The following is a 26,925-nucleotide window of genomic DNA, read 5'->3' on the forward strand; positions in this document are numbered from 1 at the left end:
TTTAAATGGTAATACTTTTTTGTCTGGTAAATTCAACTCCAATTATATCTTTCAATATTCTTTTCTGAATCATTTCGGTTGGTGCAAGTCCAGCATGTTTTGGATTTACTAAAATAGGCTTTGTAATTTGTGATGCTAAATGTGGATGATGTTCTTTAAAACTCAATATGGTTTCTTCAAACTTTTCCCTCGCATCTTTTATCCACTTACTCGGCTGTGTCCTAATTCTCTTAATTTCGATAAAACAAATTTTATTATCAAATTGAAGAAAACCTTCACATCTTTTAATCCATTCAGTTCCAACATTATCCGAAGAAAATTGAACTATTGTTCTGTTTTCATCATCTAAATCATAAATGCCCGTTCTGAAAATTAGAACACACCAATCAACTGCCTTAAATATGACATCAACCCCTGAATTGTTTGTAATGGTTAAATCCCAAATTTCGGGGTTTGCAATATCAACCCTTGCAGGTGTACTATTACCACCAGCTTCATCTGTAATACCAAACTGTGGATTTGGAATATTAGCTAAACAAGGAAGTGTGTTCGTTGTGCAATTACCATCAGGGTTAGCACAGGGTGTTGTATAAAAATCTATTGGCATAAATCTTCAAGGTCTAAGAGTTTAGAAAATTCATCATTTGATTCAGCCAAACCTTCATTCAAATAATTTTCATCAGATGGAAGGCCTTTATATTCTTTCAATTTTTCGATAGTTCCATTTTTTTCATCCAACTGATAAACCACTAAATCATTACCATCAACTGTTGATACCAAGGGTACAATTTCATTTAATTTAGCTTTTAAATCATCAGAATTGACTTTCGGTTTTAGTTTGTTTGCTTCAACAGCTAAGGTCAAATAATTTATTAAATATGGACTATGCGTTGTCATAATCAACTTATTACCTTTATTAATATTGTTAAATTCAAGTAAGCTATTTAACATTTTTTGTTGTGAACTAGGAAAAAGATTCTGTTCAGGTTCTTCTACAATGTTTATAAAACAATCGTTTTTAGTTAAATTCGATAATAAGTCAATGGCTGTATTTTGTAAATCCTCGTTTATCGTTTTATCAATTAATATTTTGAGCAATTGATTTCTTAACTTTTCTTTTTCTTCAATACTAAGTTTTGTTTTGGTGAAGTCAGTCACTTTATTTATTCCTTCTGCAAGATTTTTTGAAACCAAGTATAATGGAATTGAGGACTGCAATCCACTAGAGGCTTCAGATAATATTATTTCGTAATCATTTCCATATAACTTAAAAGATCTTTTCTTTTTGTCAAATCGATATTCTATATCATTAATTGGTATTTTTAAATTATCATCTATCTCTTCATTAGAACGAATAAATTCTTCCAAAAAAGTATTTAATGTAAATGGTAAATATTTTAGTTTTTCTGGCTGAACAACCGCACTTACAAAATTTCTTTCTGCAGGCACATACATAACCTTTGGGATCAAATAACCATCATTTTTGTTTTTGAATACCTTGAAATTTGTTTCTGAATATTTAAAGGAATATGCGAAGCCTGAATATTCTATTTCAGATTCGTCTCGAAAGAAATTATGAATATTTTGATAAGCACAATGCTTTTTTCTGAAACGATTGTAAATTTCTAAATCTTTGGCTTTAATGTCGCCTCTTACCAATGCTTTTTCCATCCATGTAAAAGTCGAAATTAACTTAGCTATAGTACTTTTCCCCGAACCCTGATTACCGATAAAAACGGTAACTTTTTTCACGTCTATCCATTCTGTACCGAAGCCTTCTTTGATGGGTCCGAAATTCTTTATTCTGATTTTACTCATTGTATTACTTTTCTATTGTTCAAATTTGTAATTATTTATTATCCTAAAATTTCATTTAATAGTTTTTGCTTCAAATTCTTCAAAGTTGTTTTCTGTCGCTTTAGTTGATTGACTGTACTGTCTAACTGTTGCAAAACTTCTAAAATCTTTTGCTGTTTTTTCAAATCAGGAAAAGAAACTTGCAATTCGGCTAAATCTTTCCATTTGGTCCTTGGTGAAAGTGAACCTGCTGAAGTGCTGACAGCATGTTGAATAAAAGCATCTGACGAAATATAATAAGGCAATAATCCTTGCAACAATTTTTTTGCTTTGGCTCTGATTACTAAAATATCGCTTGAACATATTCCATCAAAATCGGCAACAGCTACTTTCTTTAAATAGGCTCTGCGTTTGCCAAACATCACATCGCCTTTACAAAAGCGTTTGGTAAAAGTGGTTCCGTTGGCAACTAATCCAAAACCCTGCAATTGAAAATTGTCTGCTTCAATCCATTCCAAACCCACAAAGCGATCCACTTCTTTTTCGTGTTCGGGATATTTCTTATCACATTCAGTTATTTCGCCAAATGTGGTTGATGTGCAGTTCTTGCTGTTCAATAAATCCCCAAATCTTGGTTCTTTGCTTAACAAACCATTTACCATTGATTTTTGTAACGCCTTCAAATTCTTCTCCTGCCCATCTACCTTCTCTATAGCCATTTCTATGGATTGAAAAAGGGCTGCTATTAGTTTTTGCTCGTAGAGTGGAGGAAGGGGGATTTCTAAATCCTTTATTCTTTCAAAAGTAATATTGAAAATATTGGTAGTTCCTTGCGTTCTTCCTGCAATAAAATCTTTCGATTCATTGGATAAAAGATAGTTAAAGAGATAAAATGGATGAATGGTTTCTTTGGGTTTTAGAATTGCCATGAAGCCACCTGCGTATGAATTTGTGTCCTCGTTACAGAAACCAACTTTACCTGTTTGTTCTTTACTGTTTGCAACTGAAATCAAAATATCATCCTTCATCAACTTTTGCGAATCTTTTACTTTCACTGTATCTGAAACATATTTGAGATTATGCAAACTCACTTTGCTATTTTCAAAATCAACATTGTGTGAACGAAGAATTGCATAACCACCTGAATCAACTTCATCTTTAGTGGAAAACACAACACCCCTAACGAAGGTGCATGCTTCATCAAGTGTTAATGATTTCCATTTATTTTTTTTCAACTTCATTATTCTATCCCAATTTTATCAAGTTGACTGTATAAATTCTGCAAGGAATTGTTTATTAATTTTTGACTTGATTTAATTTCAGCAATCAAGTCTTTAACTTTGTTTTCGTTTATAGCATTGTTTAGTTTGAAGTAAAGTTGGATGTTCAGATTTCCATTGTTTTCAAGCGTTGCTTTATTACTCACAACTTTAGCAAATCCATCAATGTCTTTGTAATTCCAATATGCTTTGGATATTTTGTCAATATGTTTTGGTTCTAACCAGGCATTTGTTCTGTCAATTCTTAATTCATCTTTTGCATCAATGAAAATTATTTTTCCCTTTCTTTCCTTTGACTTTTTCATACGGCACACCAGCAAACAACTTTCCATGCTGCTGTTATAAAAAAGGTTTTTGCCCAAACCAATTACCGCATCTACAAAATCTAATTCAATCATGCGTTTGCGTATTTCGGCCTCACTGTCTCTAAACAACACGCCATGCGGCCAAAGCACTACACAACGACCTGTTTCGGGGTTGAGGCTTTTCATAATATGTTGTTGAAAAGCATAGTCGGCACAACCTTGTGGTGGTGTTCCCCAAATGTTGCGTCCAAAAGGGTCATTCATCCATTTGCTTTGGCTCCACTTTTTTACGCTGTAAGGCGGGTTAGCCATTATCACGTCAAACTTTTTCAGTTCGTCATTCTCCAATATCTGTGGGCTGTCTAAGGTGTCGCCCTGCACAATCAAAAACTCATCTACATTGTGCATAAACATATTAATACGTGCAATGGCAGAGGTAATGAGGTTGAGTTCCTGCCCGTAAAGTTTCAGCGTTCTGTATTCTTTTCCTTGTTCTTTCAGGTGCAAAGCGGCACTCAGCAAAATACCGCCGCTACCGCATGTGGGATCATAAATGCTTTCGCTGCTTTTAGGGTCGGTAATTTGCGTCATCAGCTTTACCACCGTACGGTTGGTGTAAAACTCAGCTGCGGTATGTCCACTGTCGTCAGCAAATTTCTTAATCAGGTATTCGTAGCCTTCGCCCATAATGTCATGGGGCACTTCGGCAATGGTGAGTTTCATTTTACTAAAATGCTCAATCAGGTCAAGCATTTTCTCATCACTCATTCTGCGTTTGTTGGTCCATTGGGCATCACCAAACACATCATGCAGCATTTCAAAGTTGGCTTTCTCAATGCCATTCAGTGCTTTTTGTAAATATGCACCCACATCAACGGTTTTCTTTCTTACATCTTCCCAATGGCACCCTTTTGGTATTTGAAAACGGTGGTTCTCGGCAAACTCAGCAAAAGTCAAGTCGCCATCGCTTTGGTCTAATGCGGTTTGGAATTCTTCGTCCCACAAGTCGCTTACCCGTTTGAAGAACAACAGAGGAAAAATATATTGTTTAAAGTCAGCCGCATCAATCATTCCTCTCAGTATGTTAGCTGCTCCCCACAGATAATCCTCTAATTGTTTTTGGGTCATGTTTTATTCTTGAAATCCGTTAGTAAAGTTAAATTTATGTGGTTAAAAATTGGCATTTTTTTTCTGCAAAATGGCTCTTTTTGTTTGGTAAAAGGGTCGAAATCGTATTTCTAGGAAATAGCAAATGTACAAATTGTTCGGTTGCCAAAGAATTTCTAAATATTTTACACTTTGGAAAAAATAATACCCTAAGCTTTAGGTTATTCCATAATTATAGGGACAAACTGAGTTAGCAAAAAGACCTCAATTGTCTCATAAGGAGAAATATACATAATAATATGACGTTTTTTTAATTCTCAACAAACAAATTTTACCCCCCAAAAGCCGTGTTTAATGCATAATTCAATTTCGGACGATCATCCCAATTTTTATTTTCCTAATGTTTTTATTTTGTTTCCATCCTAACAAGTGCGTACTAAATTCATGACCTAGTTTTTATCAAGTTATAATGTGTAAGTGCATAATCCGAAGCCTAATGACTCAATCTAATTTTCTATCTAGTCATTCTATGGTGTTAAAATTTAATATTCTATCTGTAAATTAGGTAATATTTTAACTGCTTTGTTCTCTGTGGGCGGGCAAAAAAAAGACTCTTTTATTATTTTGAAACGCCAGAGTGTGTATTTTGCAATACCATATGATTGTCCTAATTTTCATTACTTATTAGTTGGTATTTTATTGTATTTTAAATATTGGCGAATATAAGAAAAGATTAAATGGGTTTTCCTTGTCATTTAAAGCTTTGGCTAATTTAGTTTGTCGTAAGCATTTATTCTAATAGTTATTGGTTTTGGGCAAATAAAGATTTGTAGCAACTTATTGGGCTTGTTAAATTGCATGTAATAAATGAAGTTTGGAAAAAAATCAAACATAAGGGGTTTATAAATGCGCGTAAACACTATAAGTATACCATAAGAGATTGTAAATGATTTATAAATTTTATTTAAACAATTTTTTTTACCCTCAAAATCGGGGTGTAGGTTCTACTTCAATTTCCTGTGTTTGGATTAAATCCACTTTGAAAGACAATAAGAATAATCGTTTTAATAAATGGGGTATTCTTTTGCCTCCTGATATTCAATTTTCTTAAAGATTAGCATGAATTTCTTTCCTATACTATATTTGTAAAATATTGGTAACTATAAGATGGATATTAAGGCATTTCTTTTGAATTTTAGGATTTGGCCTTTGGGTTATGCAAGGGTTATACCGTAAATTATCATGGTGTTATGCTTAAACAAAATTTGTAAATGGTGATTCTTGCCGTAAAATGATTCATAAAAGATCCAAATTGGCAAATAAAGCATAAGAATCGTTGGGCTGCTTTCGAATTATAGTGACAAGTTGCGTTGGCAAAAAGTACGCCATCCTTCATAAGAGCCCTCTATACATATATACTATAGTACGTTCTTTCATTTTCAAATACCAAAATTTTTATCCCTTAAAAGTGGTCTTTAAAATGTTATTCTATTTCGGATGTTTTGATTAAATTCTCTTTTGAAGAAATTAAGATTAATCGTCTTAAAAAATTGTGCAGTCTATTAACCAATGATATACACTATACTTACTGATCTTCATGATTTAAACACCTACTTATATTGGTTTATTATTGCCAAATATAAGAAAAGATATTAAGGCATTTCCTTTGACTTTTAAATATTAGGTGTTGCTGAAGCGTATTTACTTATATTTATCATTGTGTCTTGACTAAGCAAAATTGTAAATCTTGCCGTTAAATGATTCATTAAAGACCCAAAATGGCATATAAAGTATAAGAATCATGAGATGTGCTCGAATTATCGTGACAAGCTGAATTGTCAAATAAACGTCATAATCCATAAGGTGGTACATATTATAAAGTATAATTCAACCATTTCTAAAAACAAAATTTTATCTCTTTAAATCGGTCTTTAAAAACTAATTCCATTTCGGACGTTTCTCTCAATTTTTAAATTTCAAATTCTCACATACCACAATTGGATATGTAATATTGTTATAAAACGATATGCTAACTCTCTGAAAATCAATAATAAATAGAAAATTATATGATTTTTTTTTGACTGATAAATATCCAAATATAATAATTTGCTGGATTTATTCAATTTCAAAGCAATTATACTTGTGATCCCCAGATAAATATTACTTCATGACATTCTCCTTAAAAACCACTCCCGGCTTTAGCTAAAAAAATATAGACTTAATCTCCTTTTTTCAATTTGGTGACCAATTTCTCAGGTTAAGGATGATTTTGTTGAATTTGGGTTTATTTGAATTGTTACATTTAGGGCTTTACATAGCTTGAGAAGTGTTTTAACGGTCATATTTGTTTTCTTTGGCGAGAATAGCTCATTAACTCTGACTCTTTCAGTCTGCATTCTATCTGCAATCTGTTCCTGGGTTAGGCTAAGTTCTTCCTTTCGGGCCTTAAGTTGATTTATAAGATTGTTATAGTCTTGCATTTTTTTTGTTTTGATGTCCCTTTCAATAAGTTCTCTATAGTACTACTCATAATGAATCGAATGAAAATCTCATTCATATTTATCAGATATTGTTTCTCTTAATCGTTTCACTGATGTCTTATGAAATTTCTTGCCTTGGGAAGTTCTGAAACCATTATTATTAAGTTCAGTTGCTATGGCCTCTAATGTCATTCCGTTACATTTATTAATAAATGATTTTGCCATCTGATTTTTATTCATAGCCTTTTCTTTAATGGCTTTATTACCAGCTACCCGTCCAAATCGGTTTAAGTTTTTGATTGTGCCTAGTTTTTCGCCTCTGGCTTTTTTGGCAGCTAATGCTTGTTTGGTTCGGATAGATATTATTTCACGTTCCCTTTGAGCAAGACCTGCAAATATTGATAATGTAAGTGAATCTGTGGTGGGTAGATCACATGACCTGAATAAATCACCTAAACGGTTATGTATACGAAATATATGTTCTACATTTCGGCTTAATCGGTCCAATTTGGCAACAATCAATGTATAACCCATTGTTTCACATTCCTGGATTGCATTAGTTAACCCTGGCCTGTTCTCAATGTCTTTACCACTTTCAGCCTCCAAGACCTCACGGACTATTTTGGACTTTTCCAAGTTTGTGAAGTGTTCAATAATTGCTCTTTGAGCTTCCAGACCCAATCCGGACTTTTCTTGACCCTTTGTTGATACACGTAGGTATGCAATGTAATGTTTCATTTTTTAATTTTTAGAGGTGTAATTATTAAAAGTTACATTTTTTATTTTGTCGAACGCCTGTTCCTGATCTGTAACTTTTCATTTTTTTGAGATTTTAATTGCATTTTGAATAGGTACGCACAAATATACGTATATTATAACGTACTATAATGAATTGAACAAAAAATATTTTATTTATTTGTAAATAATCAAGATGCCCATTTCACCTAGAGGCAAAAGGCAAATAAAATCCATAATCGTTTGGTTTTTATTCTAGAATTGTAAGAATAATAGAAGATCAACTTACGAATATTATTGAATATATTAAACCTGATCAAGTTATTGAAGCACTAATATCAGACAATAAGTAAACACAACTAAGGATTTAAAAAATCAATTTAAAGCCAATACACTTTTTTCGAAATATTGGATTTACAAATTCAGGTGGGGGGGATCGGAAATTTGGACGTCAATTGTCAATTAAGATAGGACTACATTCCATTTCGTACACATAATTTTGAAAAGATATTCATTTAGTATATAACCTTGTATCTATCTACAGCAATTAATAGAATTTAATATAAAATGGCAATAAGTGTTTATAAAGAAGGCAACTATCTTTATATTTGTCCTTATAAGAGCAATTAGCGTACTCGCAAGGTAGCAAAATCGACCAAATTCCTAACCATTCGCGAGTTTTTTAATGTACATGCAAGTACCGCCACGACTACAGCGTGGGGTATCAACGTTTGTACATTAGGTTCTTGGTCGAACCTTGCTGCCGGATGAAGATTTCTCCACGCTGATTTTTAAGTAAATTCGGAAAAGGAGGATACCGAGCAAATTTATTTTTATTTGGAGTTTATTAGATGGTTTTTAATATGTGCATTTTTTCTAATGTTAAGGGCTGGGCTATATCCTTTTTGGTTTATTTATAAGTCTTTTAAAAAGAAAATTATAATTTCGGATTATATCGAAAGAGAACTAGGAATTTATGGTAATAGTAGCACTGCATTGAGCTTCAGTTTGACATTAATAATTTGTTACATTATTAAGGAGCCTGAATTAGTTGTTATTATTATTATGACATGTATATTAAAGTTACCAGTAAACTTTATTTATTCGGAATTAATTCGTTATGCAAATGAAAAGATTATTTGTAAAAAATAATTTAAAAATATTTGGTGAATTATAAATTATTTTATTACAATGTTTTAGAAATGAATAATGATTTATCTAAAGCCAAGCAGATGCAATATAGCTCAATAAAAATAAAAGATTTGCAAACAGAAGTTTGGGTGGGAATGCTTAAAAATAGAATCAATAATTTTCAAATACTTCAACCCCATTGAGACAACTTAAAAAAATAAAACATCAAAACAAAACCAAACCTTATTTAATTAACTAAATGATGATAATAAAACAATTAAATCAGTAAAATAAAAAAGGAAATGATCGTAGAATATTAAAATTTTTAAACATTTAGACAAGAAGTAAAACAAATTTCGCATTCGAGCAGGGTTGTCAATTTTGTACAACTATGCTTCACAGAATATAATAGACGATAAAATTAATTTTGTAATAAATACTTGTCAAAAAAATTAAAATAAATATTTGACCTCTAGTAGTATGTATTAAACGAGTTAAAATGGAAAAAAGATGTACCAGTATAATGAATGATAAAAATATTTTTGAAAATAATCTTATTCTATTAAGGATTTAAAACGAAAATTTCCTAATACAAGAATAATTTCAATCTTTAATTTGCCAATATGAAAGTAAATTATGAAGCAAATGTTTCGGTAAAAACAATCTTAATTAAGATTGGTTTTCTTCCAACTGGAGATGGGCTGCAATTTGATTTTGGTAACTGTAAACTAAAAGCTAATCATGGAATCAGTCGCCAATTTCAAGAGGGTTATAATTTTTATGGCTTTTACATTTCTGAAAGAAAAGCTGGAGAATTTGATTTTTTTTTACCACTTTTTGTTGAATCGTTTGAACAAGGGTTAGCGTATATAGCATTTTGTTTGCGAAAAGCAGATCTGAAGTATAGGCCTGACTGGTTAAATGAAGGACTTGCTTTCGAAGAACATTTACCATGGAAAAGAGATGCAAAGGCATTTAATGAAAATCCGAAGGCAGTTATTGAACACGAATGGTTTCGAATCATGGTAAAAAAATTAAGGAATTTAATGTCTAATTCTTCTGATGAAGCTTTAACAAAATTTTCTTTTAACGGATCTGTTTTAAAAGTCGAATGTGAAAATCAAACAATCGTTGTCAGTGGAATAGGAAATGATTGGCAACGTGAAGCAACTGTAAAAACAAATTCATTGGATTTTCTTCCTAAAAGAATTCCAAACGAAAATATTTTAATTTACATTTGGAAGGACAAACTTCATATAAATAATAGAATTTTTAATCTTGTAACATGAAAAGTATCATCTCAAACGTGAACTGATAAACTTGATTTGGGTCAGTAAACTCCTTAATGAAACTAAATATCATTGAATTTCATTAGACACTAAATCTACAGCTATAATAGAAATATGTAAAATTGAAATTCCAACCTCAACACTAGAAATCATAATTGATATATTAACAAAACATATATTACTGGACCAGGAAAATGAAGAATCACAAGTTGTTGTGCACTGTTCCTACAATGGAAATATCAATTGTGATAAAAAAAAATATGGGCATCAACTTTTCTTTATGTTAAAGAATCAAGTCATAAAAGTGAATGGTTTTATATAGAAAATATTACTGTGTAACCAATTTGGCTAGATGTTGCAAATGGACAAACAATGAACTTCATATTGATTTTTTCAGAACTGTAAAAACATTGTAAGCAGTTTAACATAATTGAAAATAAACCTGAACCTGAAGGATTTGTATTTAAGGACATTGATAGAGATATATCTGATGTAAATAAACTTGAAATAAAAGGGAGAAGCCTCCAAGGTAAAATATTAAATATCAAAAATTGGTAATAAACTAAGAATTATAAATATTTTTTAGAATATATTTAAGTATCTCAAAATTCTTTAACTTACCTTTGAAACAAAATGAATTCATAAAATTTATAAATGGAAGTACAACATCTTTATCAAGAAGCCATAAAATTTGCTACATCAAAACACTTAGAGATGGACCAGAAAATTCCAGGAACAGAGCTTCCTTATGTTGTGCATTTAAGTAATGTGGCAATGGAAATAATAATTGCAGCTTCCCATACAGACCATTTTAATTTAGGTTTTGCTGTCCAAGTTGCATTACTTCACGACACAATTGAAGATACTTCAACTAAATTTGAAGAATTAGAAAATAAGTTCGGTGTTGATATTGCTAAAGCCGTTTCTGCTTTGACAAAGAATAGTGATTTGCCAAAAGACAAACAGATGCAAGACAGCTTAACAAGAATTAAAGAATTGCAACCAGAGGTATGGGCCGTAAAACTTGCAGACCGAATAACAAACCTACAACCACCTCCACTACATTGGGACAACCAGAAAAAAATCAACTATCATTATGAAGCGCGGGTTATACTAAAGGAACTTAATAATGGCAATAAATTTTTGGCAAAGCGATTAGAAGGAAAGATTCTAGAATATGATGAATACATTAATATTTAAATATCTAGTAACTTATGATCAAGTGATACCAACGTTCGATTACTAATGAAACTGCTTGAAATAAACATTATTTTATTACAATAATGGAATTTTCAAAATAAATTAAATGATAACTTTCTTAATAAAATCTTTAATATTTATTGCAATTAAAATTTCCTTTAGTAAAGCCAAAGATGCGGAACCAAAATCAATATGGGCTATAAGTTTATTTTCCTCATTTTCAAAACTAAAATTATGGACCACTCCAATTCTGTAATCATTGGCTATACTCTTTTTATTATAATCTTTTAATTTATCCTCAATCAATTGTTCACAAATCTTCACATTAGAACTTGAAAAATCAATTAATTCAATGGAAATAGAAATGTCTTCTGATACCAATCCAAAAAATTCAAATTCATATTTAAGCTTTGGCAACTTAAAAGGTAGTTTTCTGGGTTGAGAATAATATATATCAAAAAATTCTTTCAGAGGGAAATCCTTTATCCAAAACTTCACATCATTACAATCAAAGTCTTTGGATAAGAAATCTAACTTTCTTCCATCTTTGTGTTTAAAGCATAATATTAAATATCCAGTATATGTCACATAAGTTAATACCTTTAATTTCATCCAGTTAATACCATCCAATTCAGAATAGTATATTTCTGGAAAGTCAAAATCAAAATTAATTGCAAGTAAAGTAAAAGGTGGTTTATTTATATTTATGCCTGTAATTTCTTCAACTAGAATAGGTAGATTATGACCAATGCAATAGGCCATAATTTTTACATTTTCAGGTTCAGTTTTACAAAAAATTGCAAACCAATCAATATATACGCTTTGATATAAATTGACTTGATTTTCCATTAATATAAATTATCAGAAGTTTCTACAAAGTACCTTATATTCATTGTTAAAACACCAACTGTCATTCCAGCAGTAACAAGATATGCAGCAACAGTGGGTGCAAGACAAATAAGAGTAACTACAACGATACCTACTGCAACACCTGCAGCAATAAAACACGAATTATTTTTGATTTCTTCAATATATTCATTGAGAGTAATTGCTAATTCATGATCCTCAAAAGCCAAATATTTTACTATGGCTGGTTTTAATTCTTTTTCAGATAGGTTAGCATGTTTTTCATACCATTTTAACATTCTTCTTAATGCATCTGATGGAACAGTTATAGCTGGATAATCGCATGGGGGAGATTGTCTTGGTTTTTTTTCATATGTTACCAGTCCTGGATCTATATTTTTTATTTTAAATTCATCTTTTGGAAACATTGGATTGTAGACTATTGTAATTGGAAATCCAGTGCCTTGTTTCCACTTTTTGGGTTGACAATAAATATTCGCTTGAGTAACATAATTTTTTACTTGTTCTTTGCCCAATTTTATTGAACCTGGTGTTTCTGGCTTAATTTCCCAAATGTCTCCCGTTATAGGATTTACAATATCTGCATAACCAAAATTGCTTTCACATTTTCCAGCATTTGGAATTGAATATTCAAGCTTTGAAGAAGGAACCATTGTTTTATATGCACTTTGAATTATCCAACCAGTTCCAAGACCCATTGCTATTTCATCTGTAATATCAAAGCTTCCACAATTAAATGCCCTATTAGTTTCTTCACATCCTGCACTTTTTTCAGCTCCATAAATCGCTAATGTTTTTAATTCAGTATAGGTTTTGTAATCTACAATTTTCTGAAAAAGTATGTCATTGCTACTTTCTGGATCATCCCATATATGGTACCAAATTTTTATATTATCTGTAGAGGATTTAAAATCATCAGAAACTATATCAAATTTGCCATCACATAAGTCAGAGTTTTGTGATAAATAGCCAGTACAAGTTTTGTTAATTGAAGCAAAAAAATTAATCTCTTTATTTAAATTTGAAACTAGATTTAAGGTTGCTCCGCCTGCTGAAAAGGTAAATGGAATAGCACCAATAATTCCACCAGATCTAGGAGTAATTCCTAGTCCTCCAGGAAGCAAATGTGCAGTACCAGGAATTTGCATAAATCCATTACTTTTCATTAGAGATAAAATATCATCCTTGGAGTAATCGCAGCAAATTCCAGCTTTGAGCAAATTTACTGAATTTATAAATTGAAGAATTCCAACTACAATTGCAGAGTTTACACCCATCTGAATATTGTTATTAGATGCAAATTTTTCTCTAATTTTTATTGCTATCTTTTCTTCTAGTAATTTCTTTTTACTATCAGTTACACATGCAAAAATACCAGAATTGGGCAAATTCAAATTTACTCGAAAATCTAAATATAAACCGTTCGGATCAGAAATTTTACTAATTAATAAGTAATATGTTTTATGGATTTTTGGAATTGCTAATTGAATATTTTCTTCAACCCCGTCAGCATCAGCACCTGTAATGATATAATTGGCAAAATCATAAATTCCAAAATCATTCACAAATTCGGTTGGTAGATTATTTATGGCATTGCATGATTGTTCGTTTAATTCTTGATTATGAGAAGGTTCAAATCCTGTTAATTCTTCTATATCTAGATGTTCAAAACATTGCCCTCTTAAATTTATACTTATAAAAATAAAAAATATAAAAATATTAAGTGTAGTTCTCATAACCTTTTATGTTAATTTTTAAATATCTCTATAATTTATTAATTTACTGTAACCGATGTAGACTGCGAAAAGGTTGAAGTAGCACCATCTTTATGATGTGCTATGACTTTATAGTTATAAATTCTATTTGTACTATTACCATTTCCATTTGGATTATTTCCGCCTGAGCCATTTCCTCCTGCTCCGTTTCCACCTGAGCCATTTCCTCCTGCACCATTACCACCACCATTTCCGGAACCATTTTGTCCTATGACATTCTTTTGAAGCATTGCCATATCTATATAAAAGAATTTGTTCAAATTAACAAACTGCATTAATTCTGGTGGATAGGTATGCGTATTTCTATTCATATAGACTACATCTATTATTCTAAATGGGCCATTTTCTATGGATCTGTATATTTCAAAACTAAATAAATCATCTTTTTTAAGATAATCCCATTGTATAATATTGACAGTTGATGGGTATGCACTTACATAATTGGATGAATTGCCGCTTGCGGTATTGTTTGTATATGTAACTTTGTTCACCTCCAAAGCTAATATGTCACCTCTTAATCCAGTATCAAAAGCTCTTACGTCAATAATTTTTGAGCTTGAAAAATTGTCATCACCATCAATGGCTAAAATTCTATACTGGTATATATAATCAATGGTAACTGTCGAATCTACATAAGCATATGATTGTCCATATTGAACTCCTGGGATGCTATACAATGTGGACCAGAGTCTAGTTCCCAATTTTCTTCTTTGCAACTTATGAAAAGTTACATCTTCAGACATACTAGGGACAAAACTAATATAGATACCTGCGGGAGTTGGGTTAACAACATGAAGCAGTGGATTGGATGGTGGAATTATGTCCGGTCTTGTTATCTCACAAACTAATGATTTCTCCGATCTATTATGCCTCTGATCTTCTGCTGTAATTTTAAAATAAACTTTCTTGGTAAGTGTATTCAAACTTACTGTATAACTATAAAAAGTATCTCTAATTATGTCTTCCGACACTTGAACGAAAACTGAATCTCTAAAATTAGATAAAAATACCCTATAACCATTCATGTCTTCTTCAGTATTTCGACCCCATTTTAAGACTACTTGACCATTATTATCGATTGTTCCAACAAGTTGAGTAGGAACTGCAGGAGGCGTGCTATCAGCTTTCTGTGATAATGAATGTATTGAGATATATTGATGACCATGTATATCAGTCATTACAACTCTATAATAATTACTAAGATATGGATTTGGGTCCATGAAATTATTTTGAGTGTTTGGAATGGGGCTTGGATTTATTTTTACATAATCTTGATCAACACCTCTTGCTTTATATACATCAACAAAAGCAATTTCATTAGTAGGTGGAATATTCTGATACTGCCAATGAATCAACATACCTTGGTTGACAACTTCATCAATGTTGGTTATCACAATTTGATAATCCTTCTTTCCTACTTTACCTTGAACTTGAATAGTATCGGAAGGTGGTCCTAGCATTCCAAATGAATTAATACCTCTGACTCTGTAAACATATACAGTATTATTATCAGCTAAAGTATCTGTAATACTAATTCCTTGCTGATTTTCGCCTTCCACTGTTACTTGAGGCAAATCATTTATTTTTAAAAAGGTTTGACCACCATCTGAAGAACGTTCCACTTGGTAAGCAGAATATTCAGATTCTATTGGCAAACTCCATTGAATAAATGCTGCCTTATCACCAGGAGTAACTACAAGAGAGTCAACTTTATCTAAAATTGAAATAGAATCAATTTTCGCAATAAACAATCCGTCTTCCAACACTAATGTATCCTTATCTTGACCTAAGGTTAGGATATATAAATACTCATATCCAGGTTGAATTTCATATGTGTCTGTGTATGCTAAACCCATGTCTGAAGCAACAGAAAAATCCATTTCAGCTGCCATTAATGAAAATGCAAACCGATTTTCATTTTGCTTAATTTGGCTAAATGCTCTTATTGTTGCAGAGGAAGATAAATCTTCTATTTCGAATGTATCTCCATATATTGCTCCAGCAGCAATTCCTGCATAGCGGTTTGAATCTGCTTTAAGTTCCCAATCGTCTTCAGGAAGAGGCTTGATAGTATCTAATAATATGACTTTACTTTCAATAGATTGTTCTTTAGTATAATCTACACCATCATAAGAAATGGTAAACCTACTTAATTTATAGCCAGTCTTTATGCCTTCACGCCAAGACTTCTCATTAGCTGGTGCCCACCGCAGCATGACTTTATCAGTTTCAACAAACCCCTGTAGCTTATATATTAGAGGTGTTTCTTGTCCGTTTGAAACGACAATAAAAGCTCCAATAAAAAATAAAAAAGAAATAACATATGTTCTCATATAATGGATTTTTATACTATATAATCAAAAACCTTACCAATTTTTAAAATAAATTGTAAATCATTGAATTTGTGCTATTTATATACATATTTGAATCCTAAAGCAATATTCTCTTAATTTTGATAGTTAAAACAAGTAGACTATTTTTAGTAAATTGTACTTAATGAAATGAAAAATTCATACTATTTGAATAATAGTATTGAATTAAATAAACTCAATTATAACATTTCATACTTGATAGTAGTTTGTTGCTTCATGAATGCATCAAGTTTTTAACTTTTCCCTTTTTCAATTCTCAAGAACAATATTTGTTTTCTAGTGATTAATTTTGACTGCATAAAATTGTTATAGAATCAAACAATGTGTTTTTAGTTTATTATTAAACCTGATTAGGATAAACCACAATCAATATTTTATTTTTTTGGAACGATATTATAAAATTCCTTTCCAAAATAGTTACTATATATTAATTCTATATTTTTAGTTGTGTAGGTTATGTTATACAATTTATTATTTGAAGTAAATCTTAAATAGTATAAAAATTGCTTGTTAGGTACTATTTGATCAATTAATTCTATTTTAAAGTTATAATCTTTAGTCAAGCTTGCTTTAATGTCAATAAGTGTGCGATTTTTAACACTAAAGGCCTGATTACAAAAATAATACTCAGAATATATGGAATTAAGTGAATCTTTTTTAATATAATAAGTATCATATAGCCATATCATTAAATCATGCTCGAATCTTGTTGCCTCTTTTAAATTTCCTATTCCATTTTTTACAGAAAATGAAATAAATTCTTCATCTACAGAGTTATAGAATAAAAAGTATTGTGAACCATGCCAATCTCCATAGAATTCGGGATGAAAATTTTCATGAATAAATGAGGTAAAATAACTACAATTTGTATTAATTACTATTGAATCCTTGTTCTTAATATCATTAATTACTATTCTATTTGATTCTTTTTTTTTATTACAATCAAAAAGTAATAGGAAAACTATAAATGCTATTCCCCAATTACGGCACATAGTTTTTCTTTTAGGGCATCGAAAACAGTTAATTCTTTTACTCCTGTATAATTATTGAAGTTATATAAATCTGTTAATTTAAAACATTTAGGACAATTTGTTGTGTTTTTTAATTCTGTTCTTGACATGAAATGTTTAATACCTTCTCCATCGGCCATAAAGTGATTCGGATAAAAATGATCTTGGTGGGTACCAATTATTGAATTGTGCCCCATTACATGAACACTTAGGTATCCAATAAGGTCTGTTTTAGAGTTTGTTTTGAAATCAATCATATGAGATGGTAATTGACTGTAATTTATAAATCCATCAACTATATTTATGTGGCTACATAATCCTTCTGATATTTCTACAGAAAGTGCTCTTAAAAAACCGCCTGTTTTACTTGATCGGGTTTTATTAAACCTCTCTATTAATACTTGATTCCCTAGATCGTCAGCAATTCCACAACCGCTACAATCAAAACTACATAATGTTTGATTTTTTTTCAAAAAATTCAAGATATTCGATGCAGTTTCACCGATAACAATAATATGGTCAGTATTGGAATAATTTGTAGTATTCAATTTGCTTGCAGGATTAGAATCTCCATCTATAACCTCTATAGTAGGAGCACTCCCACATAAAGTTTTAAAATGATTCTTAACATCAGCTTTCAACATGTCATCACTCAAAGTAACATTAGGTAATTTAACAAACCATAATTTATGCCCTGGACCTTTGCCAGGTTCAGATTTTACATTAATGAAGCCTTTATAGGTATTATTATTCATTTTTTGTATAACACCATGAATGTTTAGAATTGCGTTATTGTTATTAGAATTACTTATAGTGGTACCTGCTAAATTGTTAACATTAAAATGAATTACTGTTGATACGTACTTATTTAATTCATTATGCACGTTTAGTAGTACTTCTAAACAATTATAGTTATTAATACTACATGATACGTCGCTTGAAAATGTAGTTCCAATATTAGTTTGATTCGAAATCACATTAGATATGCTCCCAACAATATTATAGTAACCCAGATCATTATATACTTTTTCCAATTCTTCATCAGTTAAAGCACTTGAACAACTAAATGTTAAACCCGTCACACAACATTCTTTTTTATCTTCAATAAATTTTTTATATTTAATAATAGTATTCTGAATTGCTAAATCAGCACTTCCAGATTTATTCAATTGGTCATTACAATAGGCTGTTAAATATAATCTAAAATTTTTAATATCATCTTCTATAAGACAATTAAAAGCTGTTTCTTCAAATGGAAACTTGAATTCCACTATAATTCTTTGATTTAAACCAGATGGGGTATTAATTCTAGCAAAAAGCAGATAATAGTCATGATGAATTTGACTTTTTGCTACTGTCAAGAATGATTCGTATCCTTCACTTCCTGCCATTGGTTCTGTTTCAGTATAGAATCCAAAATCATATACTGCGAATTTAGCGATATCTGGAAATACACTCCTTAAATCGCAGGCATCTGCCTCAAAGAACGATGTGCTTTGGGGTGTAGCACCTGAGTAATCTCCTAGATTGATATAACACTGACTCTTTAAAGTTAAACTAATCAGTGAAAATAAAAGAAAAATTACAGGTTTATTTAATGTTCTCATTTGTGTAATTTTTTTTAATATGTTATTTAAAAAAATATTAGGTTTAGTCAAAACTTGATAGCTGTTTGGAAATGAAAATTTTGTTACCTGCTTTTAAGTTAATATAGTAATTTCCCTTTATATCAGGCTTTTGCATTATTATTCTTGAATTATTTAATGAAGAAATCTTAACTGACTTTATAATTCTTCCAGAAAGATCAAATAATTCAAGATTGGTCTTATTTGATGCTGAATTTAGGTTCCCAGGTAGTAATACTTCCCAGTGATTTTTAAATGAGTTTACCTGAAGTGATTGGAATTTTGATTTTGTATCAACAGTTCCAACAATATTCAACTCAAAGGAATATGGTTCCAAACCAACAACATTATCATTTTGATAAAAAAACAAGTGCTTACTTCCGAAATATTTAAGATATCTTGGACTTGATGAGCTCGGACCAGGTACAATATCATAAAGCAATTTTGTGCCAGCGCTAGTGCCATCAGTATAATAGATTTCTGGACCTTTCACCCCATCATTTGCTACGAAATATAGAGTTTTTCCAATCAATGTAAGATAAACTGGATCGGACCCATCACTTCCAGTATTAAGATCTTTAACTATTTTAGTTCCTGGAATAGTACCGTCCGATTGGTATAGTTCATATCCTAAATTTGTTGCAGGATTAATGCCTTCAAAATATATTTTGTCTCCATCAGAAACCCAATTAGAGGCATTAGTATTATGAACTTTTAAACCTAGATTTATAGTCCCTGTAGAAGATCCATCTGTAACAAAAATTGAATCATTCGCAAAGAAAAAGGTTTTATCATTTGTAAAGGTGAATTTACCTGCTGGATTAAACCCAACTTTGATAATTTTTTTAATTGCTTTTGTTCCTTGTTCTGTACCATCGCTTACATAAATATTATTACCATCTAGCGTCGATTGTCCAACAAAATATATATATTTAGAACTTGATGTAACTTCACTAAATTTGGTATCATCATTAGATGTAATATCCTTAACCAATTTTATAGATTTGGTTGAAATATTGAATGAATATAATTCATATCCTTCTGTAGAATTTTCCTTTACAGTAAAATATAAATTGTCTTGAAAGATTGTTAAATTGTTGGGATCAGGAAAAGTTGAATTAAAGGTGACTAATTTAATAGTTCCTTGTTCTGTACCATCAGTTTCCCAAAGAGCAGGATTTTCACCTGGCTTATCCTTTGCAAAAAAGTAAGCTTTGTTTTTGAAACTAATAATCTGTTTGCCTTTTCCAACCGATCCTGACATGGATTCACTCGGACCAGGATTAATATCTTTAACTATATGTGTACCAGCTTCTGTACCATCAGATATCCATAATTCCAGGCCATGAAGATTTTCTTGAGCTGCGAATAATAGTTGTCCATTAAATTCTGTTAAAAATTTTGGTGAAGAACCTTCTGATACTATTGGATAAATATCTTTTACTAATTTTGTTTTTCCAGGTGTGCCATCAGTAATGTATAATTCAGAGCCAAGACTTGCATTTGTGGCTGTAAAAAATAACTTTGAATTTACTCTGATGAAATTTATTCCGGTATAGTCACTTGAACCAGAACCTTTTTCAATATCAAGCAACAAACTCGGCTGTGCTAAAATGGATGAACTAATTAAAAGTAAGATTAATATTTTTTTCATAATTGTTTTATTTAACGGTTTTAGTTTTAAGATTTACAGTTACACTGCTGGTTGAAAAATTCAGGCCAGGTGGAGAGTATCTAAGTTCACATAATACATCACCATAGAAATAAAGATCAATTGATGAAATTTCATCGAAGTCAGGACAAGATTCATCAACTGACTTTTTCTTTTTAGATTGATCTGTATTAGAATTTTGTTTTTTTATTGATTTATTACTATCACTAATTAGATTAATCAATTTCACTGAATTTGAAGCTTGCATCCATCGAATACCGCTTGTTGAAATTTGAGTTACATCAATTGCGTCTGGATACAATAATTTATTAAAATATTCTGTCATAGTTTTATGAGGACAAAATACGTATTCATCGATACCTAGTTTTCCAATTTTTTCCATAAACCATTGATTGAATCCTGGATAAACATTAATCATTGGAATTTCTGATTGTGCAAATTTTTCAGGAGCAGATGAAGTTAGAATGAAATCATGGTTTGATTCTTCATTTACTGTACTACTACTAACGAAAGCAACTAACTTATCTTTAAAATAATCAAATTGGCTTGTGTGAAATTTAATTTTACACAAGACTTGAAAGTCTCCAGTTTCATTACTTTTCTTTCTTGTATCTATTATTTCAAGTAAATAGTCTTGGTTATGATTTAAATTAGGTATGTTAAAAATAATCTGACTTTGACCAAAATCATAAGCCGCGTCTGATTCGACTCGTTGTCCACCAGCTGTAAATCGTGCTCTTATATCATTTTTAGATGCTCCAATAAATAATTCAGGCATCCCATAAGCTAGTTTTATAAACCCTTGAGCATTTTTAAATTCTTTTTGATAAAAGTATTCCATATTATCAAAAGGATAGGACCCAGTAATATTACCTTCTGGAATGAATTCTGGATAAGATCCTGTTGTGAATTCTGCTTGTCTTTCTTCAATGGTGTCTAATACACCATCTCTAAATACTTCAACTGCTACCTTGAAAATCAAGGTGTCGTTTGATGGTAAAAAGTAATATGGAGTGTAAGTCAAGGAAGATGCTTTAATTATTGTTTTACTTGGAATTTCTGATCCTGCTTTAGTTTTCAAACTTACAGATTTTAGTTTTGCTATATAATTGTGAGTACTCCCATTTTCATCAATATCTTCTTGAATTGTATTTAGATCAACCGAAAATTCAGCCTCAGGTCGTACAGTAACTTCTTGTTGTTCACTTTTATCATTTGGCCCTAATGTTAATATTACGCCAGCCTCTAAAGCTTCATCATTTTCTCCAACAATATCGCATGGTTCGCCTATCTCAAATATGAAATTACATTTTCCTTTAACAAGTCCACCTAATATTCTATACGATGCCCTCATTTGTCCAGTAGCATAAAATGGGTTAGGTAATTTTGTTGCCATTCCTACTCCAGCCGACAGATAAAAGATTTCATATTTCTTTTTCTTTTTAAATACTTTTACTTTAATTCCAACATTCGCTTCAAGATTAGCCCATGATTGACCTTGTGCATACCAACCATTAATTCCTAAAGCCTCACTTCCTCCAGAACCATTTGAACAAAGGACATTAGGAAATTTAGAAACCATCATATCAAAGCCAAAATCAAATTGCATTTTTGCATAAAACATTAAAAATGATTTTTCATCAAATCCAAATTTCATTGCAGTTCCGAATACAAAACCAGTTCCTGAATTTCTTCCTCTAGCAGTTAAATTGGATCCTTTTAAATCTGGAAACCCTTTTTCAGTAAGAGGAATGAAATCTGGTACATCTGTACCAATATCTAAATATGATCTAGCTTCAGCTAAAGTGCCAAGACCTGGAATTGCAATTTTAATACCACAAGGCATTTCTGGTGTTCCAACATAAATATACCAAGATCCAGCACCAAAATGGATTTTAGAATCTACCATTTTATCACCAGGCATTGCTCCCTTTAAAATTCCTAAAACATTTGCATATACTTCAAGATCTCCATCAAACTGATGAGATTGAAAATCATACTTCACAGCCATATTAGCACTAAGCATAGCTCCATTAGGCTTCGAACCTGGTATTTTAACAGGCAATTGAATCATTTCTAATGCTGCCATAAACCTTGCATTTCCGTCAATACTAACATTGCTCAATCCACCTGTAGATAGAAACTGAACACCAAATGTAACATTGCAATTAAATGCTTCTTTTACAGATGCACTTAAAGCAATTGTCGCAATGAGTCCCAATCCCAAATTCTTATCAGGGCTATATACAGCACCAGAAGGAGCTAGACCTGCTTGTAATATATGTCCAGGTTCATAATTATTATTTTGTAATGGTTGTAAAGCATTTCTTGACATTCTATTATAAATACCTCCACCAAAACCATACAATGACAGGAATCCCATAGGTATAGGCTTGTCTAAATACGCCATTGCATCTACACAGAAAAATTTGTAGTCAGAAAAATGTCCAAAAGTGGCGAACACATTGAGTTCTACTAATCCTTTGAACTCGCAGTGTAAACTACCTTTAAAACCTGTGCCTACAGCTGGATTATCTTGATTATCATAAAACTGAAGATCGCCATAAATTTTATTACCTGATATGTTACCCTTTATTGAAATACCTGTTAACTCAATTTTATCATAAATCCATTTTTGTTTATCACTTATTTCCTCAAGCTTTCCCTTAATTTTTAAAGATGCAGAACCACCCATTTCTCCTGAAACGATATCAGTTAGGGTAACTTTTACCGTTAAGTCTAAGTTTACATCTTTTGTTGTTGCGCCCTGTGATAAACCAATTTTTTCAGCAGTAATTTCAAACCCACCACACTTGATGCCAACTGCACCAGTAACTGACCATTTACCTGGACTGAAATATGGGTCTTTATTACCTATCTGAACATTTTCAAATTGGATAGAAGGAACTTTAACATTGATTCCACCCAAATTGCCATCTACCTCTATTTTACCATTTAAGTTAGCTAAGATATTGAAATCACCATTTTGGACACCTATACTCACCCCTGAATTTTTTTCTAATATTACTTTTGCAGCCCATAAATTTGCAGATAATTCACCTGTAGTTGTTACTTGAAATTCATATTTATCCCCTGGGAAAATTGTTGCAGAATAAGCTAAATTTTCAGTAAAAGTTGGAACATTTATCATGCCTGCCATGCTCCCTCCTGATAATTCATTTTTAGTTATACCTACTGTGATGTTGTCAATTGATAATGCCCATCCTCCTATACTTCCATCATCGATACTTAAAATATGATTAGCTGCAACATTTCCTGTGAATCCCATACCATCAAAAATAACTCTATACGCACCAACTGAAATAGGTGGTGAGCCGGCTTTAGAAAACTTTTTGGGTAATGTAGCTTGAATAGTATCAATAAAAACACCTCTCCATTCTGGAGTAGGATGACCATTAGCATCTACAAATGCACCTCCGTAATTAGGCGGAAAGGTAAAAGCAGGTGAAGAATGGTCGCTAAAATCTAATATAGCTTTGGAAAGTGTCCACTTTATATCTTGCGCATTTGCAATTGCGAAACTTCCAATGCTTATTGAAATCATGAATTGGCCCCAGCTTGCCATTTTGACTGCAAACGCAGCTTTAACTTTAGTGTCGGGATTTTGAATAACTTCTTGCGTTGCAGGATCGACAGGAACTAAGAAATTTCTACAAAATTCAACTTCAGCATCAATTGAGATTTCTTTAAGCCCATTGCAATCAAATTCAACATATGTCTCATTTGCATTTCCTTTAATCTTTAATTTAGAGGTATTATTAATTCTAATATCTATATCATTATTAATTTTAAGTTTGGTAGGACTTATTAATCCTCCTTCTGAAATTTCAACTCCTATGGCCTGAAACACAAATTTATTACCAGTTGTATTTACATTAACAACAAAATAAATATCACAAGTGCCTGAATTAGGGCCAAATACTATATTATCAAAGTAAATATTCTGTTCTTCATCAGCAACTACTTTAGATAAAATTATTGGCATTTTAGATCCTTCATGAAGACATGGAGGTTCGTCCTTCATAAAATGTTTCATTAAAGCGTCCTGTTCATACCAAAGCGCGCGGTGTTTTCCAAATATAATCTGATGACCTTGCTGAATTTTATAATTTAATTGTTGATTATAACTTTCTTGACTTTCTTCTATATATATATCGTCAGTAGATGCTATTTCTGAAGAATTAGGAATAAATTCATTGAAATTTATTCCATTAAACGGTTCTAAATTAAATCCCTTGGGCTGTTGACGCAAGCTAAAACTTGATTCCTCATCCGTTGTAAGTTGGCGGATTATTTCTTCTTTTAGCCAATCTAAAAAGACTTGATTGTCAGCTTCAAAAGCATCAATTTTATCTTTAGGAAGGTAAGAAATAATATTTTTAATTCTAGCAACCAGTTCTGTAATATTTGGCTCTGTAAGAATTAGTTCAATTTCTTTTATTATTGCATCATATTTTTGATATTCTACATCGCAATTATATAGATCTACATGTGCTTTTTCAAGATCATTTTGTTTTCCTCCTCTTCTCAATATACTAGTGTTAAGTTCACTTGGTGGTGAAGTAAAATTTTTACTCATTCCTTTTTCAAAATATTTTCCTCCAGCACCTTTAATAAATTCTGCATTCCAACTTGGGTCTAGGTTTGTGTTAATTATTGTTCTAAATCCATTGCATTTATCATCAATTAATCCTGCTTTTGTTGTAATAAATTCATTTAGATCTGTTAAAGTTGCAATAACATGAACTCTTAAGGTCTCACCTAATGTTTCAGCAAATTTTTTGCCCGATTCTGAAAATCCTCCACCTGACATCCACCAATATGGCCCTTTGCCATCACTTGGGTCACAATTCTTTCCATCTTTATCCAATCCTTCTCTACTGCAACCATTAGGCCCATATTTAGATCCTGTTTCTCTATTTATACCATTAGCATCAAAGCCATTAGGATCAAAATTATCATCATAAGGGTCACCTTCTTTGTAGCCATTATATGGTGGCAGTTTCTTATACTTTCCACTTATATCAAAGCCAAATGGATTTGTTGATAATCCTGTAGCAGCCCATGTACCATCAGCATTCCATCCTTCTTTATTTGCTTTAGCAATACAAATATCACCTCCTATACTAAAATTTGTTCCGGTTTTATAACAAGTTAGATTTCCATTTACTCCAGTTACTGTACCTGAGAAAACTTGCATTTGATTGTTAACTCCAATACCAGTAAATTCAACTTCTAATTGCTTATTGCCAAAAGGAAAAGATAAAATTCCTTTACCACTGTATATTCCTGGAGTTGCAGAAGATGTTACATTACTTACAACAAACGGTAGACCAGATACGGTCCAAGTTTGACCATTCGCACCGTTATTTAAAGGACTAGTATTTGAAATATTGATAGAATGACCTGTACCGCAAGGCATGCTTGAGATAGGCGGGTTATTGTCCTTATTAATAATGATAGTTTGCCAAGTACACCAATGCTCATAGTTTTCACCACCAGCGCCACCCCAAATAATTCTAACTGCCATTTCACAAATTCCTTCAGGAGGAGAAATGATAGTATCTGAAGTTCCTGTTAAAATAAAAATATGCTGATATTGAGCACCTGAGACACAAGCTTTATATTGAACTTCATATCTCCAAAAAGGATTGTTTGGAGGCGCTATTGAATTTATTTCAACTTGATAATTATTATCTTGTAAACGAGTTGTTGTTGCACCCAATATCCACTTGCATTCCTCCATTGAAGTAAATTCAGACCTTGGTTTATTTGGATTTAAATCATATTTAATAACTTGTACCCAATCTGATGATAACTCGTACTTGCCACCAATACCATCACAAAGTTTCTTTACTTCAATTTCAATTGTTTTAGTCTTATCTAATGAATTTAGTACACACGACCTTCCTTCTGGAATTAATTTCTCGCGCCAAGGATATGCAATGTCATTTTCCAAATAACGAAATCTTACTAAATACCTAATACCATTTTTTGGTGCTTCAACTCCAGCCCATGAAAATTCAATTCGTTCAGCATCAAATCTATAAATGATGAAATCTGATGGATTTGTACAATTGGGAAAACTGGAATAATTAATATCTGAATTTTGATAAGCTAATTCTTGTGCAGTTATTTTATTTCCAAAAATTATTTGACATAGCAACAAGAAAGAAATAAACGAAAGTTGGCTAGTTTTCTTCATAGTAAAATTATTAGTACTAATTAGTGATGAAATTTTTAAAACCAAAGATCATGC

Annotated in this window: 15 protein-coding genes; 2 read left to right on the forward strand and 13 right to left on the reverse strand. The window is 31.4% G+C overall.

The window, feature by feature from the left end:
• Nucleotide 1: 1 nt before the first annotated feature.
• The 6 genes from IPK88_17905 to IPK88_17930 all read right to left on the reverse strand — a co-directional run bounded on the left by IPK88_17905 (nt 2) and on the right by IPK88_17930 (nt 7,707).
• Nucleotides 2–607, reverse strand: a complete 606-nt coding sequence (locus IPK88_17905; GenBank protein MBK8245305.1) for a hypothetical protein — start codon at nt 605–607, stop codon at nt 2–4.
• Nucleotides 598–1,818 (reverse strand): ATP-binding protein, encoded by a 1,221-nt coding sequence (locus IPK88_17910; GenBank protein MBK8245306.1) that lies wholly within the window; start codon nt 1,816–1,818, stop codon nt 598–600. Before IPK88_17910 ends, IPK88_17905 begins: the two co-directional genes overlap by 10 nt.
• A gap of 38 nt (nt 1,819–1,856) precedes the next feature.
• Entirely contained in the window at nt 1,857–3,038 is a 1,182-nt protein-coding gene (locus IPK88_17915) for a restriction endonuclease subunit S (protein MBK8245307.1), read from the reverse strand.
• Nucleotides 3,038–4,510: an SAM-dependent DNA methyltransferase gene (locus tag IPK88_17920; protein MBK8245308.1), complete on the reverse strand. Its 1,473-nt coding sequence runs from the start codon at nt 4,508–4,510 to the stop codon at nt 3,038–3,040. The genes IPK88_17915 and IPK88_17920 overlap by 1 nt, the downstream gene beginning before the upstream one ends.
• Nucleotides 4,511–6,741: 2,231 nt before the next feature.
• Nucleotides 6,742–6,969 (reverse strand): helix-turn-helix transcriptional regulator, encoded by a 228-nt coding sequence (locus tag IPK88_17925; protein ID MBK8245309.1) that lies wholly within the window; start codon nt 6,967–6,969, stop codon nt 6,742–6,744.
• A gap of 69 nt (nt 6,970–7,038) precedes the next feature.
• On the reverse strand, nt 7,039–7,707 hold the full coding sequence (locus IPK88_17930) for a recombinase family protein (GenBank protein MBK8245310.1): 669 nt from the start codon (nt 7,705–7,707) through the stop codon (nt 7,039–7,041).
• 1,751 nt (nt 7,708–9,458) lie between these two features.
• Between IPK88_17930 and IPK88_17935 the strand changes: the two genes are divergently transcribed.
• Nucleotides 9,459–10,124 (forward strand): hypothetical protein, encoded by a 666-nt coding sequence (locus tag IPK88_17935; protein MBK8245311.1) that lies wholly within the window; start codon nt 9,459–9,461, stop codon nt 10,122–10,124.
• A 654-nt stretch (nt 10,125–10,778) separates the two neighbouring features.
• Nucleotides 10,779–11,324, forward strand: a complete 546-nt coding sequence (locus IPK88_17940; GenBank protein MBK8245312.1) for a bifunctional (p)ppGpp synthetase/guanosine-3',5'-bis(diphosphate) 3'-pyrophosphohydrolase — start codon at nt 10,779–10,781, stop codon at nt 11,322–11,324.
• 102 nt (nt 11,325–11,426) lie between these two features.
• Here the strand turns inward: IPK88_17940 and IPK88_17945 are convergent, their stop codons facing one another.
• The 7 genes from IPK88_17945 to IPK88_17975 form a co-directional block, all read right to left on the reverse strand.
• Entirely contained in the window at nt 11,427–12,173 is a 747-nt protein-coding gene (locus IPK88_17945) for a hypothetical protein (protein MBK8245313.1), read from the reverse strand.
• Nucleotides 12,173–13,927 (reverse strand): hypothetical protein, encoded by a 1,755-nt coding sequence (locus tag IPK88_17950; protein ID MBK8245314.1) that lies wholly within the window; start codon nt 13,925–13,927, stop codon nt 12,173–12,175. The genes IPK88_17945 and IPK88_17950 overlap by 1 nt, the downstream gene beginning before the upstream one ends.
• Before the next feature lie 38 nt (nt 13,928–13,965).
• A complete protein-coding gene (locus IPK88_17955; protein MBK8245315.1) occupies nt 13,966–16,299 on the reverse strand; it encodes a hypothetical protein in 2,334 nt (777 codons plus the stop codon).
• A gap of 413 nt (nt 16,300–16,712) precedes the next feature.
• Nucleotides 16,713–17,330, reverse strand: coding sequence for a hypothetical protein (locus IPK88_17960; protein ID MBK8245316.1), 618 nt, complete (start codon nt 17,328–17,330; stop codon nt 16,713–16,715).
• A complete protein-coding gene (locus IPK88_17965) occupies nt 17,309–18,955 on the reverse strand; it encodes a hypothetical protein (protein MBK8245317.1) in 1,647 nt (548 codons plus the stop codon). The genes IPK88_17960 and IPK88_17965 overlap by 22 nt, the downstream gene beginning before the upstream one ends.
• A gap of 43 nt (nt 18,956–18,998) precedes the next feature.
• Nucleotides 18,999–20,627, reverse strand: a complete 1,629-nt coding sequence (locus tag IPK88_17970; GenBank protein ID MBK8245318.1) for a T9SS type A sorting domain-containing protein — start codon at nt 20,625–20,627, stop codon at nt 18,999–19,001.
• A gap of 7 nt (nt 20,628–20,634) precedes the next feature.
• Nucleotides 20,635–26,871: a hypothetical protein gene (locus IPK88_17975; GenBank protein MBK8245319.1), complete on the reverse strand. Its 6,237-nt coding sequence runs from the start codon at nt 26,869–26,871 to the stop codon at nt 20,635–20,637.
• Between the last annotated feature and the right edge of the window lie 54 nt (nt 26,872–26,925).

The sequence above is a fragment of the Candidatus Defluviibacterium haderslevense genome (assembly GCA_016712225.1).
Lineage (GTDB): Bacteria > Bacteroidota > Bacteroidia > Chitinophagales > Saprospiraceae > Vicinibacter > Vicinibacter haderslevensis.